18 protein-coding genes are annotated in these 20,452 nt (G+C 55.3%); 11 read left to right on the top strand and 7 right to left on the bottom strand.

The features are described from left to right. The first annotated feature begins 58 nt into the window (after positions 1–58). Complete coding sequence (locus MRBBS_RS11910) at positions 59–2,983, top strand: insulinase family protein (protein ID WP_014871768.1); 2,925 nt, start codon at positions 59–61, stop codon at positions 2,981–2,983. 30 nt (positions 2,984–3,013) lie between these two features. Here MRBBS_RS11910 and MRBBS_RS11905 read toward each other — a convergent pair whose 3' ends face one another. Next, positions 3,014–3,829, bottom strand: a complete 816-nt coding sequence (locus MRBBS_RS11905) for a pyruvate, water dikinase regulatory protein (RefSeq protein WP_014871767.1) — start codon at positions 3,827–3,829, stop codon at positions 3,014–3,016. 134 nt (positions 3,830–3,963) lie between these two features. On the opposite strand from MRBBS_RS11905, the gene ppsA reads away from it, so the two are divergent. Both ppsA and rraA read left to right on the top strand, forming a co-directional pair. Further along, entirely contained in the window at positions 3,964–6,339 is a 2,376-nt protein-coding gene (ppsA, locus tag MRBBS_RS11900; protein WP_041635275.1) for a phosphoenolpyruvate synthase, read from the top strand. 161 nt (positions 6,340–6,500) lie between these two features. Beyond that, a complete protein-coding gene (rraA, locus tag MRBBS_RS11895; protein ID WP_187290809.1) occupies positions 6,501–6,977 on the top strand; it encodes a ribonuclease E activity regulator RraA in 477 nt (158 codons plus the stop codon). Between the two features lie 48 nt (positions 6,978–7,025). On the opposite strand, the gene MRBBS_RS11890 is transcribed toward rraA, so the two are convergent. From MRBBS_RS11890 to MRBBS_RS11880, 3 genes are all read right to left on the bottom strand, one after another. Then, positions 7,026–7,316, bottom strand: coding sequence for a PilZ domain-containing protein (locus MRBBS_RS11890; protein ID WP_041635613.1), 291 nt, complete (start codon positions 7,314–7,316; stop codon positions 7,026–7,028). A gap of 5 nt (positions 7,317–7,321) precedes the next feature. Next, on the bottom strand, positions 7,322–7,993 hold the full coding sequence (locus MRBBS_RS11885; RefSeq protein WP_014871762.1) for a TIGR04211 family SH3 domain-containing protein: 672 nt from the start codon (positions 7,991–7,993) through the stop codon (positions 7,322–7,324). 138 nt (positions 7,994–8,131) lie between these two features. Continuing rightward, positions 8,132–8,431, bottom strand: a complete 300-nt coding sequence (locus tag MRBBS_RS11880; RefSeq protein ID WP_014871761.1) for a YciI family protein — start codon at positions 8,429–8,431, stop codon at positions 8,132–8,134. Between the two features lie 117 nt (positions 8,432–8,548). On the opposite strand from MRBBS_RS11880, the gene MRBBS_RS11875 reads away from it, so the two are divergent. Further along, a complete protein-coding gene (locus MRBBS_RS11875) occupies positions 8,549–9,460 on the top strand; it encodes a PHP domain-containing protein (protein WP_201764319.1) in 912 nt (303 codons plus the stop codon). A gap of 23 nt (positions 9,461–9,483) precedes the next feature. Here the strand turns inward: MRBBS_RS11875 and MRBBS_RS11870 are convergent, their stop codons facing one another. After that, on the bottom strand, positions 9,484–10,026 hold the full coding sequence (locus MRBBS_RS11870; RefSeq protein WP_014871759.1) for a YecA family protein: 543 nt from the start codon (positions 10,024–10,026) through the stop codon (positions 9,484–9,486). A 2-nt stretch (positions 10,027–10,028) separates the two neighbouring features. Next, positions 10,029–13,295 carry a ribonuclease E gene (gene rne / locus MRBBS_RS11865; protein ID WP_014871758.1) on the bottom strand — a complete coding sequence of 1,089 codons (3,267 nt, stop codon included), beginning with the start codon at positions 13,293–13,295 and terminating at the stop codon, positions 10,029–10,031. A gap of 613 nt (positions 13,296–13,908) precedes the next feature. Here rne and rluC point away from each other — a divergent pair. The 3 genes from rluC to MRBBS_RS11850 are packed head-to-tail and all read left to right on the top strand — an operon-like array spanning position 13,909 to position 16,604. Continuing rightward, entirely contained in the window at positions 13,909–14,904 is a 996-nt protein-coding gene (gene rluC, locus MRBBS_RS11860) for a 23S rRNA pseudouridine(955/2504/2580) synthase RluC (protein ID WP_014871757.1), read from the top strand. Continuing rightward, positions 14,901–15,548 (top strand): HAD family hydrolase, encoded by a 648-nt coding sequence (locus MRBBS_RS11855; protein ID WP_014871756.1) that lies wholly within the window; start codon positions 14,901–14,903, stop codon positions 15,546–15,548. Before rluC ends, MRBBS_RS11855 begins: the two co-directional genes overlap by 4 nt. Before the next feature lie 30 nt (positions 15,549–15,578). Beyond that, positions 15,579–16,604, top strand: coding sequence for a S49 family peptidase (locus MRBBS_RS11850; protein WP_014871755.1), 1,026 nt, complete (start codon positions 15,579–15,581; stop codon positions 16,602–16,604). Between the two features lie 60 nt (positions 16,605–16,664). Here the strand turns inward: MRBBS_RS11850 and MRBBS_RS11845 are convergent, their stop codons facing one another. After that, on the bottom strand, positions 16,665–17,318 hold the full coding sequence (locus MRBBS_RS11845; protein WP_014871754.1) for a Maf family protein: 654 nt from the start codon (positions 17,316–17,318) through the stop codon (positions 16,665–16,667). Between the two features lie 91 nt (positions 17,319–17,409). Between MRBBS_RS11845 and MRBBS_RS11840 the strand changes: the two genes are divergently transcribed. From MRBBS_RS11840 to fabD, 4 genes are all read left to right on the top strand, one after another. Further along, on the top strand, positions 17,410–17,964 hold the full coding sequence (locus MRBBS_RS11840) for a YceD family protein (protein ID WP_014871753.1): 555 nt from the start codon (positions 17,410–17,412) through the stop codon (positions 17,962–17,964). Between the two features lie 135 nt (positions 17,965–18,099). Next, a complete protein-coding gene (gene rpmF, locus MRBBS_RS11835; RefSeq protein WP_007351786.1) occupies positions 18,100–18,279 on the top strand; it encodes a 50S ribosomal protein L32 in 180 nt (59 codons plus the stop codon). Between the two features lie 25 nt (positions 18,280–18,304). Beyond that, entirely contained in the window at positions 18,305–19,336 is a 1,032-nt protein-coding gene (gene plsX / locus MRBBS_RS11830; protein WP_014871752.1) for a phosphate acyltransferase PlsX, read from the top strand. A 162-nt stretch (positions 19,337–19,498) separates the two neighbouring features. After that, a complete protein-coding gene (fabD, locus tag MRBBS_RS11825; RefSeq protein WP_014871751.1) occupies positions 19,499–20,440 on the top strand; it encodes an ACP S-malonyltransferase in 942 nt (313 codons plus the stop codon). The last annotated feature ends 12 nt before the right edge of the window (positions 20,441–20,452 follow it).

Here is a 20,452-nt window from a genome sequence, read left to right as displayed (position 1 = left end):
GTTCATCTCTCGATTCGTCTCTCGAGTCAACTATAGAGTCAACAACAGGACAGTTTGAATGGCTGCAACATCTGATAACGCAATGCACCCGGCGTTTGAAAAAATCCGTTCCCACCACATCGGCACCCTGAATCTGGATGTTGAAGAATATCGCCATATCAAGACGGGCGCGCGCCACCTGCACATGGCTGCAGATAACGACGAAAACGTGTTCTTTGTGGCTTTGCGCACGTTCCCGATGGACTCATCCGGCGTGGCTCACATCCTCGAGCATACCGCACTGTGCGGCAGCGAGCGTTATCCGGTACGCGATCCGTTCTTTATGATGATTCGCCGATCGCTGAATACCTTTATGAACGCCTTCACCAGCAGCGACTGGACCGCGTACCCGTTTGCCAGCATGAACCGCAAGGATTTTGACAACCTGCTGGACGTGTATCTGGACTCGGTGTTTTTTTCCAAGCTGGATAAACTGGATTTTGCCCAGGAAGGCCACCGCCTGGAGTTCGACAAGCCGGAGGATCCGACCAGCGATTTGGTCTATCGCGGTGTGGTTTACAACGAGATGAAGGGCGCTATGAGTTCGGCCACGTCTCAACTATGGCAGAATCTGTCCAGTCATCTGTTTCCCACCACGACCTACCATTACAACAGCGGTGGCGAGCCGGATCACATTACCGATTTGTCCTATGACGACCTGTTGGCGTTCTACAAGCATCATTACCACCCCAGTAACGCGATTTTTGCGACCTACGGCAATATTCCGGCCGTTGAGCATCAGGAGCGCTTCGAAGAGCTGGTGCTCAAGCGTTTTGACAAGCTGGATGTAAAACTGCCGGTTTACGATGAAAAGCGCATGTTCGCGCCGCTGCGGGTTGAGCAGGCTTATGCGGTGAACGAGGGCGAACCAACAGAGGCTAAGACCCACATTGTGATGGGCTGGCTGTTAGGCCACAGTTTTGACTTGGAAGAAAACCTGGAAGGCCAGCTGTTGTCTTCGGTGTTACTGGACAACAGCGCGTCACCGCTGATGCGCGCTTTGGAGACCACCGAGCTGGGCCAGGCGCCTTCGCCTTTGTGCGGGCTGGAAGATTCCAACCGTGAAATGACGTTCGTGTGCGGTATAGAAGGCAGCGAGCCCGAGCAGCAACAAGCGCTTGAGCAGCTGATTGAAGACACCCTGAAGAAGGTTGTTGAAGACGGCGTTAGCAGTGAACGATTGGAAGCGATTTTGCACCAGTTGGAATTGCACCAGCGCGAAATTTCCGGTGACGGTTTCCCCTACGGTCTGCAGCTGATTATGTCCGCCATTTCGCCAATGGTGCACGGCGGTGACCCGGTGGATCTGCTTGATCTGGAGCCGGTTCTGGCTCGTCTGCGGGAGAAAATTCAGGACCCACAGTTTGTGCCGAACTTGATTCGTCGCAAGTTGCTGGACAACCCGCATCGCGTAACTTTGACCCTGCGCCCAGACGACAAGCTGGAAGGCCTGCGTACCGAGTCTATTCGTGCGGCCCTGGCGCAGCGCAAGGCCAAGCTGAGCGACGAAGAAACAGCTCAGATCGTTGAGCGTGCCCAAGCCCTCGAAAGCCGCCAAACCCGCAAAGACGACGATTCCATTCTGCCAAAAGTGGATTTGACCGATGTGCCCCTGCAGATGCCGGAGCCAGAAGGTCGTTTTGATGGTGACCTGTCGGCCACGGTCTATGCCCGCGGTACCAACGGATTGGTTTATCAACAGGTGGTGTTGCCACTGCCGTCTTTGAATGAAGAAGAGCTGGCGCTGATGCCTTATTACACCACGCTGATTTCAGAAGTGGGCTGTGGTGAGCTGGATTACCTGCAGATGCAGGACCGCATCTCCGCAGAGACCGGTGGCATTTCGGCCAGCTTTGTCAGCAAGGGCAAGATTGACGACGTGCAGGATATGTCTGGCTATCTGGTGTTCAGCGGCAAGGCTCTGGCGCGCAACAGTGACGCATTGGCGCGTTTGCTGAAAGACGTTTACAGCAACGCCCGTTTTGATGAAACCGGCCGTATTGCGGAAATTATTGCTCAGATTCGTTCCCGTCGTGAGCAAGCCGTTACTGGCAGTGGTCATGCTTTGGCCATGAGCGCTGCGGCCCAGGGCATGAGCTCGGGCGCTTGGTTGAGTTTCCGTCTGGGCGGGCTGGAAGCCATTCGCCGCACCAAATCATTAGATAAATCCTTGAAAGAGCCGTCCGAACTGAAGGCGTTTTGCCAAAAGCTGGCGGATTTGCATCAGAAGGTGGGTAAGCAAAGCCGCCAGTTCCTGTTGATTGGTGAAGACGAGCAACTGCAGCCGATGTTGGACGACGTGAAAAGCCTGTGGCAAAACGCGGAGTTTGCGCCAGATACCCCGTGGCGCATGGAGCCGGTGAATTACATCACCAATGAAGCCTGGCTGACGTCAACCCAGGTGAACTTCTGCGCCAAGGCCTATCCCACGGTGGCGATCGATCACCCGGATGCGGCCGCGCTGACGGTGCTGGGCGGATTCTTGCGTAACGGTTATTTACACCGTGCCATTCGCGAAAAAGGCGGTGCTTACGGCGGCGGTGCAGCGCAGGACAGCGTGAACGGTACGTTCAAGTTTTTCTCTTACCGCGACCCGCGCCTGGCCGATACCCTGGCGGATTTTGACAAGGCTCTGGAGTGGTTGGTTGAAACCGATCACAGCTATCAGGATTTGGAAGAGTCTATTCTGGGCGTGATCGGCCAGCTGGACAAACCCCACTCGCCGGCCGGCGCAGCGCGCCATGCGTTTCACAGTGCGTTGTTTGGCCGCAGCGCCGAGCAGCGTGGACGTTTCCGCGAGCGCGTTCTTGCGACCACAATTGACGACCTGAAACGGGTGGCTGCAGCTTGGTTGGCGCCAGAAAAAGCCAGCACTGCGGTGGTCACCAGCGCCGACAATCGCGCGCTGGTAGAACAGTTAGGCCTGGCTGTTCAGGAGCTGTAAGGCGGGCTTTGGCAAACAAGTAGCCCGGGCTCAGCGATTTCGTTTGAGCCCGGTCGATACCATAATGCGGGTCGATATTTCTTCCACCGAGTAAGCCGTGGTGTTCAGATACGGAACGCGCTCGCGGCGGTAGATAAGCTCTATTTCCTCAATTTCATGCATGCATTGGCTGATGGACGCGTAGCGGGAGTTTGGCTTGCGTTCGTTGCGAATGGTGGCTAGCCGTTCTGGATCGATGGTCAGGCCGAACACTTTCTGTTTGTGGGGCCGCAGTGCTTTTGGTAGCTGCTGGTCTGTCAGGTCTTCTTCGGTAATCGGGTAATTGGCCGCTTTCACGCCGTATTGCAGGGCCAGATACAAACACGTTGGTGTTTTGCCGCTGCGGGATGCGCCCACCAGAATCAGGTCGGCTTCGTCGTAATGGCGAATGCGCGCGCCGTCGTCGTTATCCAGTGCAAAGTTCACTGCGTTTATACGGCGTTCGTAATTGTCGCCGTTCACAATGGAGTGTGATTTGCCCACGGTGTAGGACGATGCAGACTGCAATTCCTGTTCCAGCGGGTTTAAAAACGTTCCGAATATATCCACCATAAAACCGTTTGCGGTAGACACAATGCTGCGGATATCGCTGTTAACAATGGTGTCAAATACCAAGGGGCGGGCATCGTCGTTTTCAGCGGCAAGGTTGATGCGCTCCACAATTTCGTGGGCTTTGGTTTCGTCATCAATATAAGGAACGGTGATGCGTTCAAAGTCGATCTTCTCGAACTGAGCAAGCAGCGCGTGTCCTAGCCCTTCGGCAGTCAGGCCTGTTCCGTCTGACAGAAAGAATGCGGTGCGTTTCATGTTGGAGCGGTTCCCTAGGTAATTGCCACAATTTCCAGTATTATACACTCCAAATTAAACGCACCACATTGTACGCTCCAAATTCGACACCCCAAATTCGACACTCCGCAAAACCGACTCAAGGGAGATGCATTTTGCACGATTACATCATTTGGTTTGAACACCTGGGAATGTCTGATGTGGACCGGGTAGGCGGAAAGAACGCTTCCCTCGGTGAAATGATCAGTAATCTCGCCAATGCTGGCGTGACTGTGCCGGGTGGGTTCGCGACTACCTCTCATGCCTACCGTGAGTTTCTGGCGACCAATGGCCTGAAAGACAAAATTGATGAAACCCTGGACGCGCTGGACGTTAACGACGTTAACGAACTTGCCCGCGTTGGCGCGAAGATCCGCCAATGGGTGATTGATACGCCTTTCCCCGCAGTGCTGGATAATGCACTGGCTGAAGCCTATGCCCAACTGCAGAACGGCAACTCTAAAATGGCCGTGGCGGTGCGTTCCTCCGCCACCGCGGAAGACCTGCCAGACGCCTCTTTTGCGGGTCAGCAGGAAACCTTCCTGAACGTGGTGGGTTTGGACAAGATTCGCACGTCGGTGAAAGAAGTTTTTGCCTCTTTGTTTAACGACCGCGCGATTTCCTACCGTGTTCACCATGGCTTCGACCACAAACTGGTCGCTCTGTCGGCAGGCATCCAGAAAATGGTGCGCAGTGAGACCGCCTCCAGCGGCGTTATGTTTACTCTGGACACCGAATCGGGTTTCCGCGGTGTGGTGTTTATCACCGGCTCTTATGGGCTGGGCGAAACCGTGGTGCAGGGCGCAGTGAACCCTGACGAATTCTACGTGCACAAGTCCACGCTGACCGCTGGCCGCCCTGCGGTGCTGCGCCGCAACCTGGGCAGCAAAGCCATCAAAATGATCTATCACACAAACCCGACCGAAGGTGAGTTTGTGGAAACCGTGAAGGTAGATGCCGCCGAACGTGGCCGCTTCTGCATTACCGATGCGGAAGTGGAAGAATTGGCCAAGCAGGCGATGATTATTGAAAATCACTACCAGCGTCCGATGGACATCGAATGGGCCAAAGACGGCGACGATGGCCGGATTTACATTGTTCAAGCGCGCCCTGAAACCGTGAAAAGCCGTGCTTCTGCCAACGTGATGGAGCGCTACTTGCTGAAAGAGACCGGCAAGGTGCTGGTGGAAGGCCGCAGCATTGGCCACAAGATTGGTGCCGGCCCGGTGAAAATCATCACCAGCATCAATGAAATGGACAAAGTGCAAGACGGCGATGTGTTGGTTACCGACATGACCGACCCAGATTGGGAACCGGTGATGAAGCGCGCTTCCGCCATCGTTACTGACCGTGGCGGCCGTACCTGCCACGCGGCCATTATTGCCCGTGAACTGGGTATTCCTGCGGTGGTTGGCTGTGGCGATGCCACCGACTTACTGAAAAATGGCCAGGAAGTGACGGTTTCCTGCGCTGAAGGCGACACCGGTTTTATTTATGAGGGTGCGCTGGACTTTGAGCTGCGCGAAAACACCATAGAATCCATGCCAAATATTCCGTTCAAGATTATGATGAATGTGGGCAACCCGGATCGCGCCTTCGATTTCCAGGCGCTGCCAAACGAAGGCGTTGGCCTGGCCCGTCTGGAATTTATCATCAATCGGATGATTGGTGTTCACCCCAAAGCGCTGTTGAACTACGACACTCTGCCGCGGGATATTCAGCAGACGGTCAACAAACGTATTTCCGGTTACGCCTCGCCGGTGGATTTTTACGTTGACAAGCTGGTGGAGGGTATTTCGACCCTGGCAGGGGCGTTTGCGCCCAAGAAAGTGATTGTGCGCATGTCAGACTTTAAGTCTAACGAGTACGCCAACCTGATCGGCGGCGCGCTTTACGAGCCGGATGAAGAAAACCCGATGTTGGGGTTCCGCGGTGCATCGCGCTACATCTCTGAAACCTTCCGCGACTGTTTCGAGCTGGAATGCCGTGCCATGAAGCGGGTGCGTAACGACATGGGCTTCACCAACGTAGAAGTGATGATTCCGTTTGTACGCACCGTAGGCGAAGCGGCCCAGGTTATGGACTTGTTGGCGGAGAACGGTCTGAAGCGGGGCGAGAATGGCCTGCGGGTGATCATGATGTGCGAGCTGCCCAGCAACGCTCTGCTGGCGGATCAGTTCCTCGAGCACTTCGACGGCTTTTCTATTGGTTCTAACGATCTTACCCAGCTTACTTTGGGCCTGGATCGGGATTCCGGCATTATTGCCCACCTCTTTGATGAGCGTAACGACGCGGTAAAAGTGCTCCTGTCGAGCGCCATTCAGGCTTGCCGGAAAGCCGGCAAGTACATTGGTATTTGTGGGCAGGGCCCGTCTGACCATCCGGACCTGGCCAAGTGGCTGATGGAACAGGGCATCGACAGTGTGTCTTTAAACCCGGATTCGGTGCTGGATACCTGGTTCTTTCTGGCAGATCAGAAACCAGACTTATGAGTAGGCGCCGCCTGCACCGCATTCATTGCAACCGCAATCGATGCAGGCGGCGTGTTTGGTTCTATCACGATACGTTAGAGCGGCCCCACACTGATAAAAGGAGTGAACAAATCGTGTCTGAGAATGTGTCTGATGTTGGCCGCGTGGCCACTGCAACGGTTATAGCCGTTACAACCCCCGATCTGTGCGACGAATTTCCTGAAGTACAGGTGGTTGAACCGGGGTTTCGTAATTTTGGCGCCATCGACAACTTTGGCGGCGAGATTGTTACCGTGAAGTGTTTTGAAGATAACTCAGTGGTGAAGCAGCAGGTAGGCTTACCGGGCCATGGCCGGGTAATGGTCGTCGACGGTGGTGGGTCAAAGCGTAATGCGCTGCTGGGGGATATACTGGCGGAAAAAGCGGCCAGTAACGGTTGGGCCGGGCTGATTATTTATGGCTGTATCCGTGATGCCGATGTGATTGCTAAAACCCCTCTTGGCGTACAGGCTTTGGGCACCCACCCGCGCAAAACTGAAAAGCGTGACGTTGGCGATTTGAACATTGCCGTGACTTTCGGTGGCGTTACCTTCCACCCGGGGCATTTTTTGTACGCCGATAACAACGGCATTATTGTGTCGGAAAAAGCGCTGTTCTGATTGGCAAACTACGAATCAGGGACAGGTTTCAAATCTGTCCCTGATTCGCTAGTCAGTCACTTCGGCAATGTTCACACCTAACAAAAAACCATCACCTTCGGGTTCGCAGCGCAGAACCTCGCACAGGGTTTCCAGTGGCGGAAACTTGTCGCTTGTGGGATGAAGGGTCGTGCGCAGCTCAGAGCCTACAGTCATTCGCTGAGCGACCAGAATCTGCATTCCCGAAGCGCTCAGGTCACGGCACACGCCGGCAAAGGTATTCCCGTTACTGTCTATAATCTCAATATCCGTGTTCACCTGCATTCGATGAAAATCACGCTTTTCTGAATATTCCCTCATAGCAGTCAGGCCCAATTGTCGCTTTTACGGGTGGGTTTTAGCATCGGTACCAGAAGTGCCAACAATACACCGCCTAGCACCAAGCCGGCACCGAGCAGCATGAAATCTGATTCTTTACCGGCTTCCATGCGTTCGTTTTCAGCTGTCAGTATTTCCAGTTCATTGTGGATTTTTTGATTTTCTTCCAGCAACTCGCCATTGCGGCGCTCAAGATTAATCGAATTAGCGGCAATATCCTTGATACGTTTGAGTTCAGCCATCAGTTCGGACGAGCGGTCAGCCAGGCTGCTTTCAGAATTTTGCAGACTGTCGCGTTCACCGGTCACGCTTGCCAGTATGTCCTGCACCTGGCGTACTTCCGCCTGTGCGGCTTCCAGATCCTGTCGCGCTTTTTTGAGCTGTGTTGCGGCAATCGGTGTCGAACTCAGATACTGGCTGGAAACCCAGCCCTCGGTGCCTTTGGTGGTGCGTACTTTGCTGTAGCCATTTTGGTCGGATTCTAACAGCTCCATAGCGGTGCCACTGGGAACGGCGTTTTCAATAATCCGGAACTGGCTGCCTGCGCCAGAGCGCACCGGCAGGTAGATTTTGTCGTCTACCCACACAGTTCTGGCTTGGGCCGTGGCAATGGACGAGAATACAAAAAAGAGGACAACAAGCAAACGAAAAGGGGTCACTGGGCGGGGTTCCTGAAAGTTTCTGTTTGAACAAAAAATGGATAAGAACGTAATTTTGGCACACTGGCTTTGTCGATCAAGCGTGTATTCATTACCAAACGCTCATGGCGACAATTACTCGGCATTTGTTGCAGAGCACTAGGGCAATACCCGTTTGAACGGTTTGACCTTTACCTGCTGGTAAACCCCGGCGCTGACGTAAGGGTCTGCGTCCGCCCAGCTTTGCGCGTGTTCAAGTGATTCAAACTCGGCGATTACCAAGCTGCCACTGAAGCCGGCATTGCCCGGGTCATTGGTGTCTATGGCCGGGTGCGGGCCAGCGACCAATAAGCGGCCTTCATTGGCCAAGGCCTGCAAACGCTCCAGGTGAGCCGAGCGGGCGCTTTGGCGAAGTGCCAGGCTGTCATTGATGTCTTCACTGATAATAGCGTAGTACATAAGGGGGCGCTCTTCGTTTAGATTCGGCGTTTAGGTTCGGTGTTTAAGCTCGGTCGTACCGGCGATGGCTGTTATAGTGGGTTGCTTTTCGTTTTTTACCCTTCCCCGTAATCAGGAATGCTTGTGACTATTATGCAGCAACAGCCAACTCAGCAGCATGACGCGACTATACCGCAACAATCACCGTTGTGCATCGACCTGCATTGCCACAGTACTGCCTCAGACGGCGCTCTAAGCCCCGCTGATTTGCTGGCCCGAGCACATGAGAAGGGCGTTAGCCATCTAGCATTAACCGATCACGATACCCTTAACGGCTTGGGGTCGGCGCGCCTTGCCGCTCAGGATTACAACATTGAGCTGATTTCCGGCGTTGAACTGTCTTGCGTCTGGAGAAGCCATACCATTCACATTGTAGGTTTGGACTTTACCGAAGACAATCCGCAGTTTCTTGCGCGATTGCAGCAGCAGAATGCCAATCGTCACGCCCGTGCCGGCTTGATTGTCGAGCGTTTGACCAGGTTGAAGGTTGATAATCTGCTCGAACACGCGACCAAACACGCCGGTGGTGATGTGCCAGGGCGCCCACATTTTGCCCAGGCGTTAGTGGATGCCGGTGTGGTAAATAATATCGCACAAGCTTTCAAGCGTCACTTGGGCGCAGGCAAGCCGGGAGATGTAAAAGCGTATTGGCCGGAGTTGGAAGAAGTGGTGCGCTGGGTAAACGACGCTGGCGGTATAGCAGTGCTGGCGCACCCGCGTAAGTACGACTTGAGCGCGACCAAACTGCGGGCCTTGGTGGCGGATTTTCGCCGTGCAGCTGGCCGTGGTATGGAGGTGTGTAGCCCGGGCCAAACGGCGTCTGATGTGAACTTTCTGGCGCAGCTTTGCCAAAGCGAGGGATTGTGGGCATCTCAGGGCAGTGACTTTCACACGCCTAAGGCGCCTTGGGCAGAGCTGGGGCGCATACAAAAAATGCCAGAAGGGCTTTCACCCGTCTGGCATCATTTCAACCAACCCATCGCGCTTTAATTCTGGCCGATTAACGCGCCAAATCAGTCCGGCGCGTGGAACAGCAAGTACAGGTCGGTAAGCGAATCGGGGATCGCTTCTGCCATCTGTGTCGACAGGGTTTCGCTGTCGCGCACGTTCTGGAAGTCTTCATCTTCGAATAAGCCCGACAGCGCCAGCATGGGCAGAATCAAATCGCCCACTTCTTCTTCGCTGGCGGCTTCCATCCAGGCGTCTTCCCGTTCCATAAAGGTTTCAATGAATCCGGCGCACCAGTTTTCCAGTGCGTTCATGGGGTCATCGTCTTCAGGCTCGGGCAGCTCCAGAGCCAGGCCCATATCCAGCGCGTTGGCCATGGCACCGCTCAGTTTCTGCACACAGCGACTGAACACGTCTGGCACCTTGCCGTCAGGAAGGGCGTCAACGCCTGTGGCCAGCAGAAACAACTCGTCTACCGAGAAGTCCACCGGTCCTACAACGCTGGCACACACCAAACCGTGGAAGCCGAAGAAGTCTACTGCGTCTTCACCCCAGGGCTCTGCAAACAGAATTTCTTCCAGGGCTTCAATGTCAGCGTCGTTCAGCATAATTACTCGCTCCCGCCATTTTTGGCAGCGTCCGCTGCACGCTGGCGCATACGTACTTCACGTGGGTCGTTATAAGCGCGGCCTGGTGCTACTGGTGCTGCCGGGGTTTCGGATGCTGCGTCGGCAACCGGTGCTGCTGCTGGCGGCGCTACGGCAACGTCGGCTGCAGTTGCATCGTTGTCGCTGACGCCAGTGTTTGCGAGCTGCACCTCTTGCTCATCAGCGGGTTCTGTTTTCGCCGCTTTGGCTTTGCGAGCCGGGGTGCGTTTGCGGGTTGGCTTGGTTGGCCTATCCGCGCTTTCGTCCTCTGCGTCGGCTGGTGCAGCCTCAGAGGTATGAGTCTCGGCGTTGGGGGCTTCAGCCTCGACCGGTGCGCTATCTGTGTCCGAGCTGTCTACTTCAAGTGCGTCGGCTTTTTCGGCCTTTTCTGCAGCCTTTCGGGTGCCGCCATTGTAGGCATCTATCCGGGAAGGTGCGGCTTCGGCAGCAGAAACATCTGCGCTTTCCTCGGCTGCCTCAACAGGCACTTCGGATGCAGGCGCAGCGGGTTTGCTTACCTCTGGCTCTGGCGATTGTTCTACTGGCTTGACTGCAACGGGCTGCTCGCTGGTTGTTTCAGGCGATGCATCGGCCGGGGCTTGTGCAACCTGCGGCGCTGCTTGCTCGGCAGGTACTGCCATGGCTGAAGGCTGTACCTGCGACTCTGCGGGCTTATCAGCGGTCTTGGCCTTCGCTTTGGCGCGGTCTTCTGCGTCACGGGTTTCCGGCTGCGTGTCTTGCTGATGAATCTCACTGCGAGCTGCCTTACGCTCAGCCGGGTTTGATACCGGTTTCTCCGCCGGTGAACCATCACGGCCACGGCTGCGGCGAGGCTTGCTGCGGCGTTTTTCGTCACCGCCGGCTTTGCCTGCGACTGCTGGGCTTTGCGCATCGTTCTGGTCGTTATAGCTCGGGCTCGGGCTTGAACTGCGGAGTTCTGCAGATTTCTGCTCTATAGCCGGCTTCTGATCTGCCTGTTCAGCATTTGGCTTATTGCCATCGCGACTTGTGTCACGACTTGAATCGCGATTGGAGCGGCTACGATTCTGGTTGTCGCGGCGACCATCGCGGCGAGTGTCGTTGCCGCTGCTTTGGGTGTTGCCGTTCTGTGCATTATTGTTCTGGGCGCTGCTGTTCTGGGCGCTGCTGTTCTGGCCGCTGCTGCTTTGAACATTGCTGTTCTGGCTGCCAGCGTTGGTTTTGTCTTCGCTGCGACCTTCACTGCGAGTTCGTCCGCGGTTGTTGCGGCTGCGGCTGTCGTCGGTGCGATTGCTTCGGTTATCGTCGCCAAGATTGCTGGACCCGGAGCTACTGTTGCTACTGCTGCGTTCGCCACGGCTTCGGTTGTCTTGCTGGTCGTCACGGGCGACGCGTGTTTTGCGACGTTCCGGGCGATCATTGCGGCTTGACGCGGGGCGCTGCCTGGAGCGGTCGTCGCCGCCTGCCTGTTTGGCATTGCGGCTACTGCTGCTAGCAACAGCAGGCTGGCTTTCTTCTTCACCGTTGAAAAAGATCGCAATTTTACGCCCTAAACGGCTGAACATGCCTTCGTCACGGGTTTTCTCTGCGGCGGCTTTAGCGGGTTTTGCTGCCGGTGTTGTCGCAGGCGCAGGCGCAGGCGAGGCGGGGCGCACAGATTTTACGGCGGCCTGTTCGCGCACGGGTTTTTCTTGCACGGTCACGTCAGCGACTTCCTCTTCGCGCTCGCTGTATTCCTGAGCCACCTGGTGGCTGGATACGTGCTCGGAGCCGGCTTCGTCGTCGCGCATGCGGATGATTTCAAAGTGCGGGGTTTCCATTTGCGGAACCGGCACGATAACAATCGATACTTCCTGATTGGCTTCAATTGTCGCCAGCTGCTTGCGCTTTTCGTTCAGCAGGAAGGTAGCCACGGATACCGGCACAACGGCACGTACTTCGCCGGTTTTGTCTTTGGAAGACTCTTCGTAAATCAGGCGCATGATGCTCAGCGCCAAGGATTCGATACCACGAATGGTGCCCTGGCCTTCACAGCGCGGGCAAACCTCGCTGCGGGTTTCACCCAGTGACGGGCGCAGACGCTGGCGCGACATTTCCAGCAAGCCAAAGCGGGAAATCTTGCCGACCTGAACACGGGCGCGGTCGATTTCCAGGGCTTCGCGCATTTTGTTTTCTACTTCGCGCTGGTTACGGGCCGGGGTCATATCGATGAAGTCGATAACAATCAAGCCGCCCATATCCCGCAGACGTAGCTGGCGGCCAATTTCTTCGGCGGCTTCCAGGTTGGTTTGCAGCGCCGTTTCTTCGATGTCGTGGCCTTTTGTGGCCCGCGAGGAGTTGATGTCGATAGACACCAGCGCTTCGGTCGGGTCAATCACGATAGAGCCGCCAGACGGCAGTTTTACTTCACGCTGGAAGGCGGTTTCGATTTGGCCTTCGATCTGGTAGCGGCTGAACAGCGGGATTTCGTCGCTGTACAGTTTGATTTTGTTTTCAAAGGTAGGCATAACAGCGCGCACAAAATTCAACACGTCTTCGTGCACGGCGGGAGCGTCAATCAGCACTTCGCCGATGTCTTGGCGCAGGTAATCCCGCACGGCGCGGATAATTACGTTGCTTTCCTGATGAATCAGGAAAGGTGCTTTACGCTCGCCTGCGGCCTGGGTAATGGCTTCCCAAAACTGAACTAGGTAATCCAAGTCCCATTGCAGCTCTTCGCTGTTGCGGCCAATGCCCGCGGTGCGAACAATGATGCCCATGGCCTTGGGTACCTGAACCTGATTCATGGCTTCTTTAAGCTGGGCCCGTTCTTCGCCTTCAATTCGGCGGGAAATGCCACCAGCACGGGCATTGTTGGGCATCAGCACCAGGTAACGGCCAGCCAGCGAGATATAAGTGGTCAGCGCTGCGCCTTTGTTGCCGCGTTCTTCTTTATCTACCTGAACAATAACTTCCTGGCCTTCGGCGATCACCTCTTTGATGTTGACCTTGCCTTCGATCTGGCCGGGAGATTTTTTGAAGTATTCCTTGGAAATTTCTTTTAACGGCAGAAAACCGTGACGATCAGCACCAAAATCCACAAATGCGGCTTCAAGGCTGGGCTCTACGCGGGTAATTTTACCCTTGTAGATATTCGCCTTTTTTTGCTCGCGCGAGCTGGATTCGATATCGAGGTCAAACAGACGCTGGCCGTCAACCAGGGCGACGCGCAACTCTTCGGGATGAGTTGCATTTATAAGCATTCTTTTCATGGAAAGGATGAATTCCTGTCGTTTGATTTAAACAGAAAACCATCGAGAAAGGCATTAGCGAAGTGGAGGCTGCCAGACGAATCAAGCCCTTACGGGGCTCAACTCTGTTGGTTCTAGACCACCACCGATGGTTCCGGTGCCCGCAGGCAGGAAAGGATCGGTTAAGGTGATTGTCTGTAGGCGCATGTTATCCGTTTTCAGGTTCACACAAGTGCTTGGTCTTACGTCGTATTCGTAAACTGGACGGCCCGGCCTTGCATGGCAATGAATCTTCGTTATGTCGTCCCCGGCGGTGTTCCGCAAGGTTTGTTTCGGCTCCCGTGCCAGTTGGCAGCCAATGTTGGATCTGCACCGGGGTGTGGGGAGTCTTTCGTTGCCCAGGCTGTAACAATTTAAGAGCCCGGCATTGCTATTGCACTTCAATCTAAAGAGCTACTTCATCTCAAACTTCCAAGCCACTGCAATTCAAACTCGCAAGTAGTGTCGGTATACTACAACCGCTCCGGCTTCTGACTGAAACCTGTCAGGCCGTAAACAAACGGCGAAGCACATCGGAATATAGCAGTATTTCCCGGGCTAAGCAACGCTGCCCGCTTCATTTTAAAGGAATTTCATGTCGCAGAAAAATCCGTCTCTGGAGACTCCACGCCCAGCTGTGTTGTGGGTAACCGTAGATGAAGACAATGACGGCCAGCGTCTGGATAATTTCCTGATGGCGCAACTGCGGGGTGTTCCTAAAAGTATCATCTACCGCATCGTTCGCAAGGGCGAAGTTCGAATTAACAAGGGCCGCGTAAAGCCTGATACTCGGGTAAAAACCGGCGATCAAGTGCGCATTCCTCCGGTGGTACGCAAAGAAAAAGTGCCTCAGGTCGCGCCCGGCGATAGGGTGCAGGCGTTGATAGAGGCGGCTGTCGTGTTTGAGAATGAACAGCTGCTGGTGGTCAATAAACCGTCGGGTATTGCGGTTCATGGCGGCAGCGGCTTGAGCTTCGGACTGATAGAGGTGCTGAGGGCCGGGCGACCACAGGCGCGATTTCTGGAATTGGTGCACAGGCTTGACCGGGATACCTCGGGATTGGTGATGGTGGCGAAGAAACGCTCGGCGCTGCGTTACCTGCAAGATGAACTGCGGCACAGGCACATTCGTAAGCACTACCACGCCCTTGTCTCTGGCGATTGGTCGGCAGGGGTGGGCAAAGTGGCTCAACCGTTGCTGCGTTATGAGATGCCTAACGGCGAACGCCGGGTAAAAGTGGACAGTTCCGGCAAAGAATCGCTGACGTTGTTTCGCTGCATCGAGCGCTATCCCGGTTACAGCCTGGTGGAGGCGTCACCGGTCACCGGCCGTACTCATCAGATTCGCGTGCACGCCGCCTTTGCCGGCCACCCTATTGCCGGTGACGACAAATATATGGACGATGCCAGTTTGAAGGCATTTCGCGCATTGGGGGGGGCGCGTCTGATGCTGCACGCACGGGCGTTGGAGTTGAGCTTGCCGCCTGACAGCGAAGGCGAAAGCCCTGCGCTGAAGTTGGAAGCGCCTTATGACAACGCCTTCGCGGCGGCCTTAAAGAAACTTGCAGCCCGTACAGGACGCAATTCATGAACGTGAAAGTGGTTATTTTCGATTGGGACGGGACCTTAGTGGACTCGGTAGAGCACATTGCCGAGAGTTTGCACCTGGCCTCGACCGCCTTGGGTTTTCCGGCGCTGGAGCGCGAGGCTTACCGGGACATTATCGGCCTTGGCATTGAAGAGGCACTGCAAAAGTTATACCCCGGCATTAGCGCTGCAAGCATCGCGGGTATGCGTGAGAGCTATCGTGAGTATTTTTTCAAAAAAACCACAACCCCGCAAAATGTGTTTGCCGGTATTGCCGATACCCTGACGGATTTGCGCGGTGCTGGGCGTCATTGTGCCGTAGCCACCGGTAAAAATCGGAGTGGGCTGGATTCCGCGCTTAGCACCAGCGGTTTGGGCCCGCATTTTGGCATCACCCAGTGCGCCGATGAAACCCGCTCAAAGCCAGATCCAGCGATGTTGGCGCGGATTTTGGAGTTTTATGGTGTCAAGCCTGAACAGGCGGTGATGATCGGTGATACTCGCTACGATCTGGACATGGCGCAACGCATTGGTATGCCATCCATCGGCGTGGAGTGGGGGGTGCACAAGCGTGATGTGCTGGGCCAGTATTCGCCCCACGCCATTGTTGAAACGGTCACAGATTTGCGTCAGGTTTTGGGTTTGTAAAAATAAGGCAGTCATCATAGAGGGTATGTAATGAGCGAATGGGATTCAGGCAAAAACGACGGCAAACCAGGCTGGAATGATCAGCCAGCGGCAGTAGCCGACGTAAGCGAAGGAAAGCAGAGCCGTCAGGACCGCAAACTGATTGATAAACTGGTCATGTCGATGCAGGTGGAGCAGCGCCGAAGCCGGCGTTGGGGCATCTTCTTCAAGTTTTTGACTTTTGCATATTTGTTCGGAATCGTATTGCTGTTCAAGTTTCCGCTGGGGCAAGGGCTCGAAAGTGCGACCGGTGGCATGCACACCGCAGTAATAGGCGTAGATGGGCCCATTGCTGCCGATGAGTTGGCCAGCGCCGATAATATTGTCAGTTCGTTGCGCGCGGCGTTTAAAGAGCCTGACGCCGCTGCGGTGATTTTGCGCATCAATAGCCCAGGTGGCAGCCCGGTGCAATCCGGATACGTGTATGACGAAATTAAGCGCTTGCGGGCTGAGCATCCCGATAAGAAAGTGTACGCGGTCATTTCCGACATCGGTGCCTCGGGTGCTTACTACATTGCGTCCGCGGCCGATGAAATTTACGCCAATCGCGCCAGTTTGGTAGGTTCCATTGGCGTGGTTGCTGGCGGGTTTGGTTTTACCGAAGTGATGGGGAAACTGGGGGTAGAGCGCAGGCTGTACACCGCCGGCGAGAGTAAGGGTTTTCTAGATCCGTTTTCTGCCGAGAAGCCAGAAGAGGTGGCGTTCTGGCAAAGCGTTCTGGAAAACACGCACGGGCAGTTTATTGCGGCCGTGCAGGAAGGTCGAGGTGATCGCCTCGCAGACGATCCAAGAGTGTTCAGTGGCCTGATCTGGAGTGGTGAACAGGCGTTGGAACTTGGTCTGATTGATGGCCTTGGCAGTGCCTCCTATGTGGCACGGCAGATTGTCGGCCATGAGAATCTGGTTGATTACAGCCGTACGCGCTCGCCGCTTCGGAATCTGGTGGATCAGCTTGGCGTTTCGGTGGGCCATGGTGTGGCGCAATACGTCAGCGAGCAGCGCCTGGAATTGCGGTAAAGAGCTGCGTTAATGAGTGTTGAGTTTGAAAGCCTGCGTTAATACGCTGGCACTCACGCGTTAGCGGGTGTTTTGCAGCAGCGGGTTGCAGTGCCAGTTAATGAGCATTCGGTTGAGAGCAATCAGGGGCAAGCCAATCAGCGCGTTCGGGTCTTGCCCCTGCAGGCTATCGAACAAAGTGATGCCGAGGCCTTCCATCATAAAGGCGCCAGCGCACTGGTAGGGTTGCTCGCGGCGCAAGTAGGCTTCTATTTCCGCCAGGCTCAGGGAGCGGAACTGCACGCTGAATGGCTCGCAATGCTGCTGACTGGCACCGTTAGAGCTGTCTAATAAATACAGGCTGGTATAAAAGGACACCTGTTGCCCGCTGCTGCGGATGAGCTGGCTCACGGCGTTGCTGTGTGTTCCGGGTTTGTCGAGAAGTTCGCCATTGGCCAGGCAGGCGACCTGGTCCGAGCCGATAATCCAGTGGTGCGGGTAGCGTTCAGCCAGGGCTTCGGCTTTTTGCCGGGCCAGGCGTAAAGCCAGTTCTTGCGGTACTTCGTCGTTGGCCGGGCTTTCATCAATATTTGGGCTGGCACAGTCGAAATTCAGGCCCAGGCGCTGAAGCAGCTCCCGCCGCCAAGGCGAAGACGACGCCAGCACCAGGGTGGGCTTAGCGTCATTGTCGGTTTGCTTTGCGTGGTCGCTGTGGGGTAAAGATTCGTTTACCATGGTGTATCCTTGTTGGGCTATCTGTAAAACCCGGCCAAAAGCCGACGAAGTCTTTGACACGGGGCCATGTCGCCCCTAGAATTGCGCGCCTATGTCAAATGCGATAAATCCCAAGCTACCCAAATCCGTCGATCCATACAAGTTGGCGGAACAGCATACGGTTCTGGAAGGCGAAGTGCCTACCGGGGCACTATTGCGTTTCCGTGAGGCCGTTATGGGCCTGGATGACAACGCTGTTTGCAGCGTTCGTCTGTCCTTTCGGATGGACCCTGAACGTCGCCGTGTCGTAAGTGGAGAGCTGGCGGCTCCGGCACAGCTGCAGTGTCAGCGTTGCATGGGGCCAATGCAGGTAACGTTGCGTTCACACTTTGAGTTGGGACTAGTAACCAGCGACGAGCAGGCGCAACGGCTACCGCAGAGCCTCGAACCGTTTTTGACAAACGACTTCAACGCGAACCTCTGGTTCATGGTTGAAGACGAACTGTTGTTGGTGCTGCCGCCGTTCCCGCTCCATGAACGCGACGAGTGCCCGGCGCGGGAAGATCTTGAAGCCTTGGAGCCTGGCGGCAATGCAGGAAAGCCGGCCAGAAAATCCGCCGAGAATCCGTTCAGTGTGCTGGCGGGTCTGAAGAACACGAAGCATTGAAAGCTTTTTTTGAACGATATTTTCGCACCATTGTTTCAAAATCGGTTTTCAGTGCATTTCATTTTCATTATTAACCATACGCATGACCTGCAGCGTTTTAGCTCAGGATTGCGTTTACAGGTCAGGAGTTGAATCATGGCTGTACAGAAGAGTCGTAAAACCCGTTCCAGGCGTGGCATGCGTCGTTCACACGACGCGTTGAGCGCCACTGCGCTGTCTACCGACGTTACTACTGGTGAAGTACATCGCCGCCACCACGTGTCGCCTGATGGCTTCTACCGTGGTAAGCAGGTAATTGAAGCGCGCGACGAGTAATTCCGTTACGGAATGGCTTTGATCTATGCTTGAAACACACACGGTGAGGCCTGTCACAATTGCGATTGACGCCATGAGCGGTGATCGCGGGCCTGCGGTGACTGTTTCGGCGGCGGTTCAGGCAGTGCACGAAAATAAAGCCTTGAGCATCATTCTGGTGGGAATCCAGAGCGAGCTCGAGGCTTTGTTGTTAAAGAGTGCGCCACAGGGTCACAGTCGTATCCGTGTTGAGGAAGCGGCTGACGTAGTGCGAATGAATGACCGCCCATCGTTCGCCCTGCGCCACAGGCGAAACTCTTCGATGGCAGTGGCTGTGCGCCTGGTTGCCGAGGGTAAAGCCGGCGGTTGCGTTAGTGCCGGCAACACCGGAGCTCTGATGGGTTTTGGGCGCAGTATCATTGGCATGTATTCGGGTATCGAGCGCCCCGCGATCGCGAAACTGATACCGTCGTTAAGGGGTCGCTGCTACGTGCTAGACCTCGGCGCCAACGTAGACGCCAGCGCTGAAAACCTTTACCAGCACGCGCTTATGGGGTCTTTGTTGGCCTCCGCTGTCGCCGGCAAGTCTGAACCCCGTGTGGCGCTTTTGAACGTGGGTGAAGAAGAGATCAAAGGCAATGAACAGGTGCGTCTTGCATCCCACTTACTGGCCCAGAGCGATACCATTAACTACATTGGCTACGTGGAGGGCAGCGATCTGTTCCGTGATGTTGCCGATGTCGTGGTGTGCGACGGTTTTGTCGGTAATATCGCCCTGAAAACCGGCGAAGGTGTGGCCGGGCTGTTAATTGAGCTGTTAGAGCAGGCGTTCACGCGCTCGTTGTATGGGCGTTTCGTGGGCTTGCTGGCTAAGCCGCTGCTGCGGAAACTGTTGCGGCTAATTGATCCGTCGCGTCACAACGGAGCCAGTTTGCTTGGCTTGCAGGGGGTAGTGGTTAAAAGCCACGGTAATGCCAATGAGCGTGCTGTGCTGGCAGCGGTTCGCCTGGCAGTGCGTGAGGTTGAGTGCGAGGTACCCCGGCGCATTAACGAACGGCTTGATGAAATCCTGTTATAATCAAGGCGCAGAATCTGCGTCGGCCTGGCGCATAGGCTACACTGCGGCTAAATTGATTTTGCCCGGTACTGGCCAAGCACGCATAGCCACTCTGGCGTGTACGACTTGGCTTGCACTAATGGCTAACTTCCGCAAACCTCTAAAGACGATAAGATTCGCCCTATGAAATCAGCCTTTATTTTCCCCGGCCAGGGTTCTCAGTCTATCGGCATGTTGTCTGCAGCCGCCGAGACTTGGCCCATTATTAACAAAACCTTTGACGATGCGTCGAACGTGTTGGGTTATGACTTATGGCAGTTGTGCCAGAAAGGCCCGGTTGAAGAGCTGAATCAGACCATGATTACCCAGCCTGCATTACTGACCGCGAGCGTGGCTCTGTGGCGTCAGTGGTGTGTTGAAGGTGGTGTTGTGCCGGATTTTTTCGCCGGTCACAGCCTGGGTGAATACAGCGCTTTGGTCGCAGCCGAGAGCCTGGATTTTGTGGAAGCCGTTAAGCTGGTGCGGCTGCGCGGCGAACTTATGCAAGAAGCGGTGCCCGCCGGTGAAGGTAAAATGGCCGCTATTCTTGGTCTGGAACCCGCCGACGTAATTGCGGCGTGTGCCAGTGCGGCTCAAGGGCATGTGGTATCGGCGGTGAATTTTAACGCTCCGGGTCAAGTGGTTATTGCCGGTAATACCGCCGCTGTCGATCGCGCGATTGAAGCCTGTAAAGAGAAAGGCGCGCGCAAGGCGATGGTGCTTCCGGTCAGTGTGCCATCACATTGCGCGCTGATGAAAGGCGCGGCTGAAGAACTGGCAGAAGCCCTAGACGCGGTAAGGTTCAGCGACGCCCGTGTACCTGTTATACAAAATGTTAACGCCGCGGCCGAGACTGATTCCGCCAAGCTTAAGTCAAACCTTTTGCAACAGCTCTATTCGCCAGTACTCTGGACCGATTCGGTGCGCACTCTGGTTGATAATAGTGTAGAAGTGGCCGTTGAATGCGGCAGTGGAAAAGTACTGGCAGGGCTGATCAAACGCATAGATCGTGATTTGGCGGTATACCATATTGAAGACGAAGCCAACTTGAAAAAAGCACTGGCGGCGTTTCCTAAAGCCGGATAGCAGGCTGAATCT

The organism is Marinobacter sp. BSs20148 (assembly GCF_000283275.1).
Classification (GTDB): domain Bacteria; phylum Pseudomonadota; class Gammaproteobacteria; order Pseudomonadales; family Oleiphilaceae; genus Marinobacter; species Marinobacter psychrophilus.
This window is presented reverse-complemented; position numbering and strand designations above follow the sequence as displayed.

Bases quoted from the DNA above. Each gene is read 5' to 3' on its own strand.
- MRBBS_RS11910 (WP_014871768.1), top strand. From the start codon at position 59: ATGGCTGCAACATCTGATAACGCAATGCACCCGGCGTTTGAAAAAATC.
- MRBBS_RS11905 (WP_014871767.1), bottom strand. From the start codon at position 3,829: ATGAAACGCACCGCATTCTTTCTGTCAGACGGAACAGGCCTGACTGCC.
- MRBBS_RS11890 (WP_041635613.1), bottom strand. From the start codon at position 7,316: ATGAGGGAATATTCAGAAAAGCGTGATTTTCATCGAATGCAGGTGAAC.
- MRBBS_RS11880 (WP_014871761.1), bottom strand. From the start codon at position 8,431: ATGTACTACGCTATTATCAGTGAAGACATCAATGACAGCCTGGCACTT.
- MRBBS_RS11875 (WP_201764319.1), top strand. From the start codon at position 8,549: ATGCTTGTGACTATTATGCAGCAACAGCCAACTCAGCAGCATGACGCG.
- MRBBS_RS11870 (WP_014871759.1), bottom strand. From the start codon at position 10,026: ATGCTGAACGACGCTGACATTGAAGCCCTGGAAGAAATTCTGTTTGCA.
- rne (WP_014871758.1), bottom strand. From the start codon at position 13,295: ATGAAAAGAATGCTTATAAATGCAACTCATCCCGAAGAGTTGCGCGTC.
- rluC (WP_014871757.1), top strand. From the start codon at position 13,909: ATGTCGCAGAAAAATCCGTCTCTGGAGACTCCACGCCCAGCTGTGTTG.
- MRBBS_RS11855 (WP_014871756.1), top strand. From the start codon at position 14,901: ATGAACGTGAAAGTGGTTATTTTCGATTGGGACGGGACCTTAGTGGAC.
- MRBBS_RS11850 (WP_014871755.1), top strand. From the start codon at position 15,579: ATGAGCGAATGGGATTCAGGCAAAAACGACGGCAAACCAGGCTGGAAT.
- MRBBS_RS11845 (WP_014871754.1), bottom strand. From the start codon at position 17,318: ATGGTAAACGAATCTTTACCCCACAGCGACCACGCAAAGCAAACCGAC.
- MRBBS_RS11840 (WP_014871753.1), top strand. From the start codon at position 17,410: ATGTCAAATGCGATAAATCCCAAGCTACCCAAATCCGTCGATCCATAC.
- rpmF (WP_007351786.1), top strand. From the start codon at position 18,100: ATGGCTGTACAGAAGAGTCGTAAAACCCGTTCCAGGCGTGGCATGCGT.
- plsX (WP_014871752.1), top strand. From the start codon at position 18,305: ATGCTTGAAACACACACGGTGAGGCCTGTCACAATTGCGATTGACGCC.
- fabD (WP_014871751.1), top strand. From the start codon at position 19,499: ATGAAATCAGCCTTTATTTTCCCCGGCCAGGGTTCTCAGTCTATCGGC.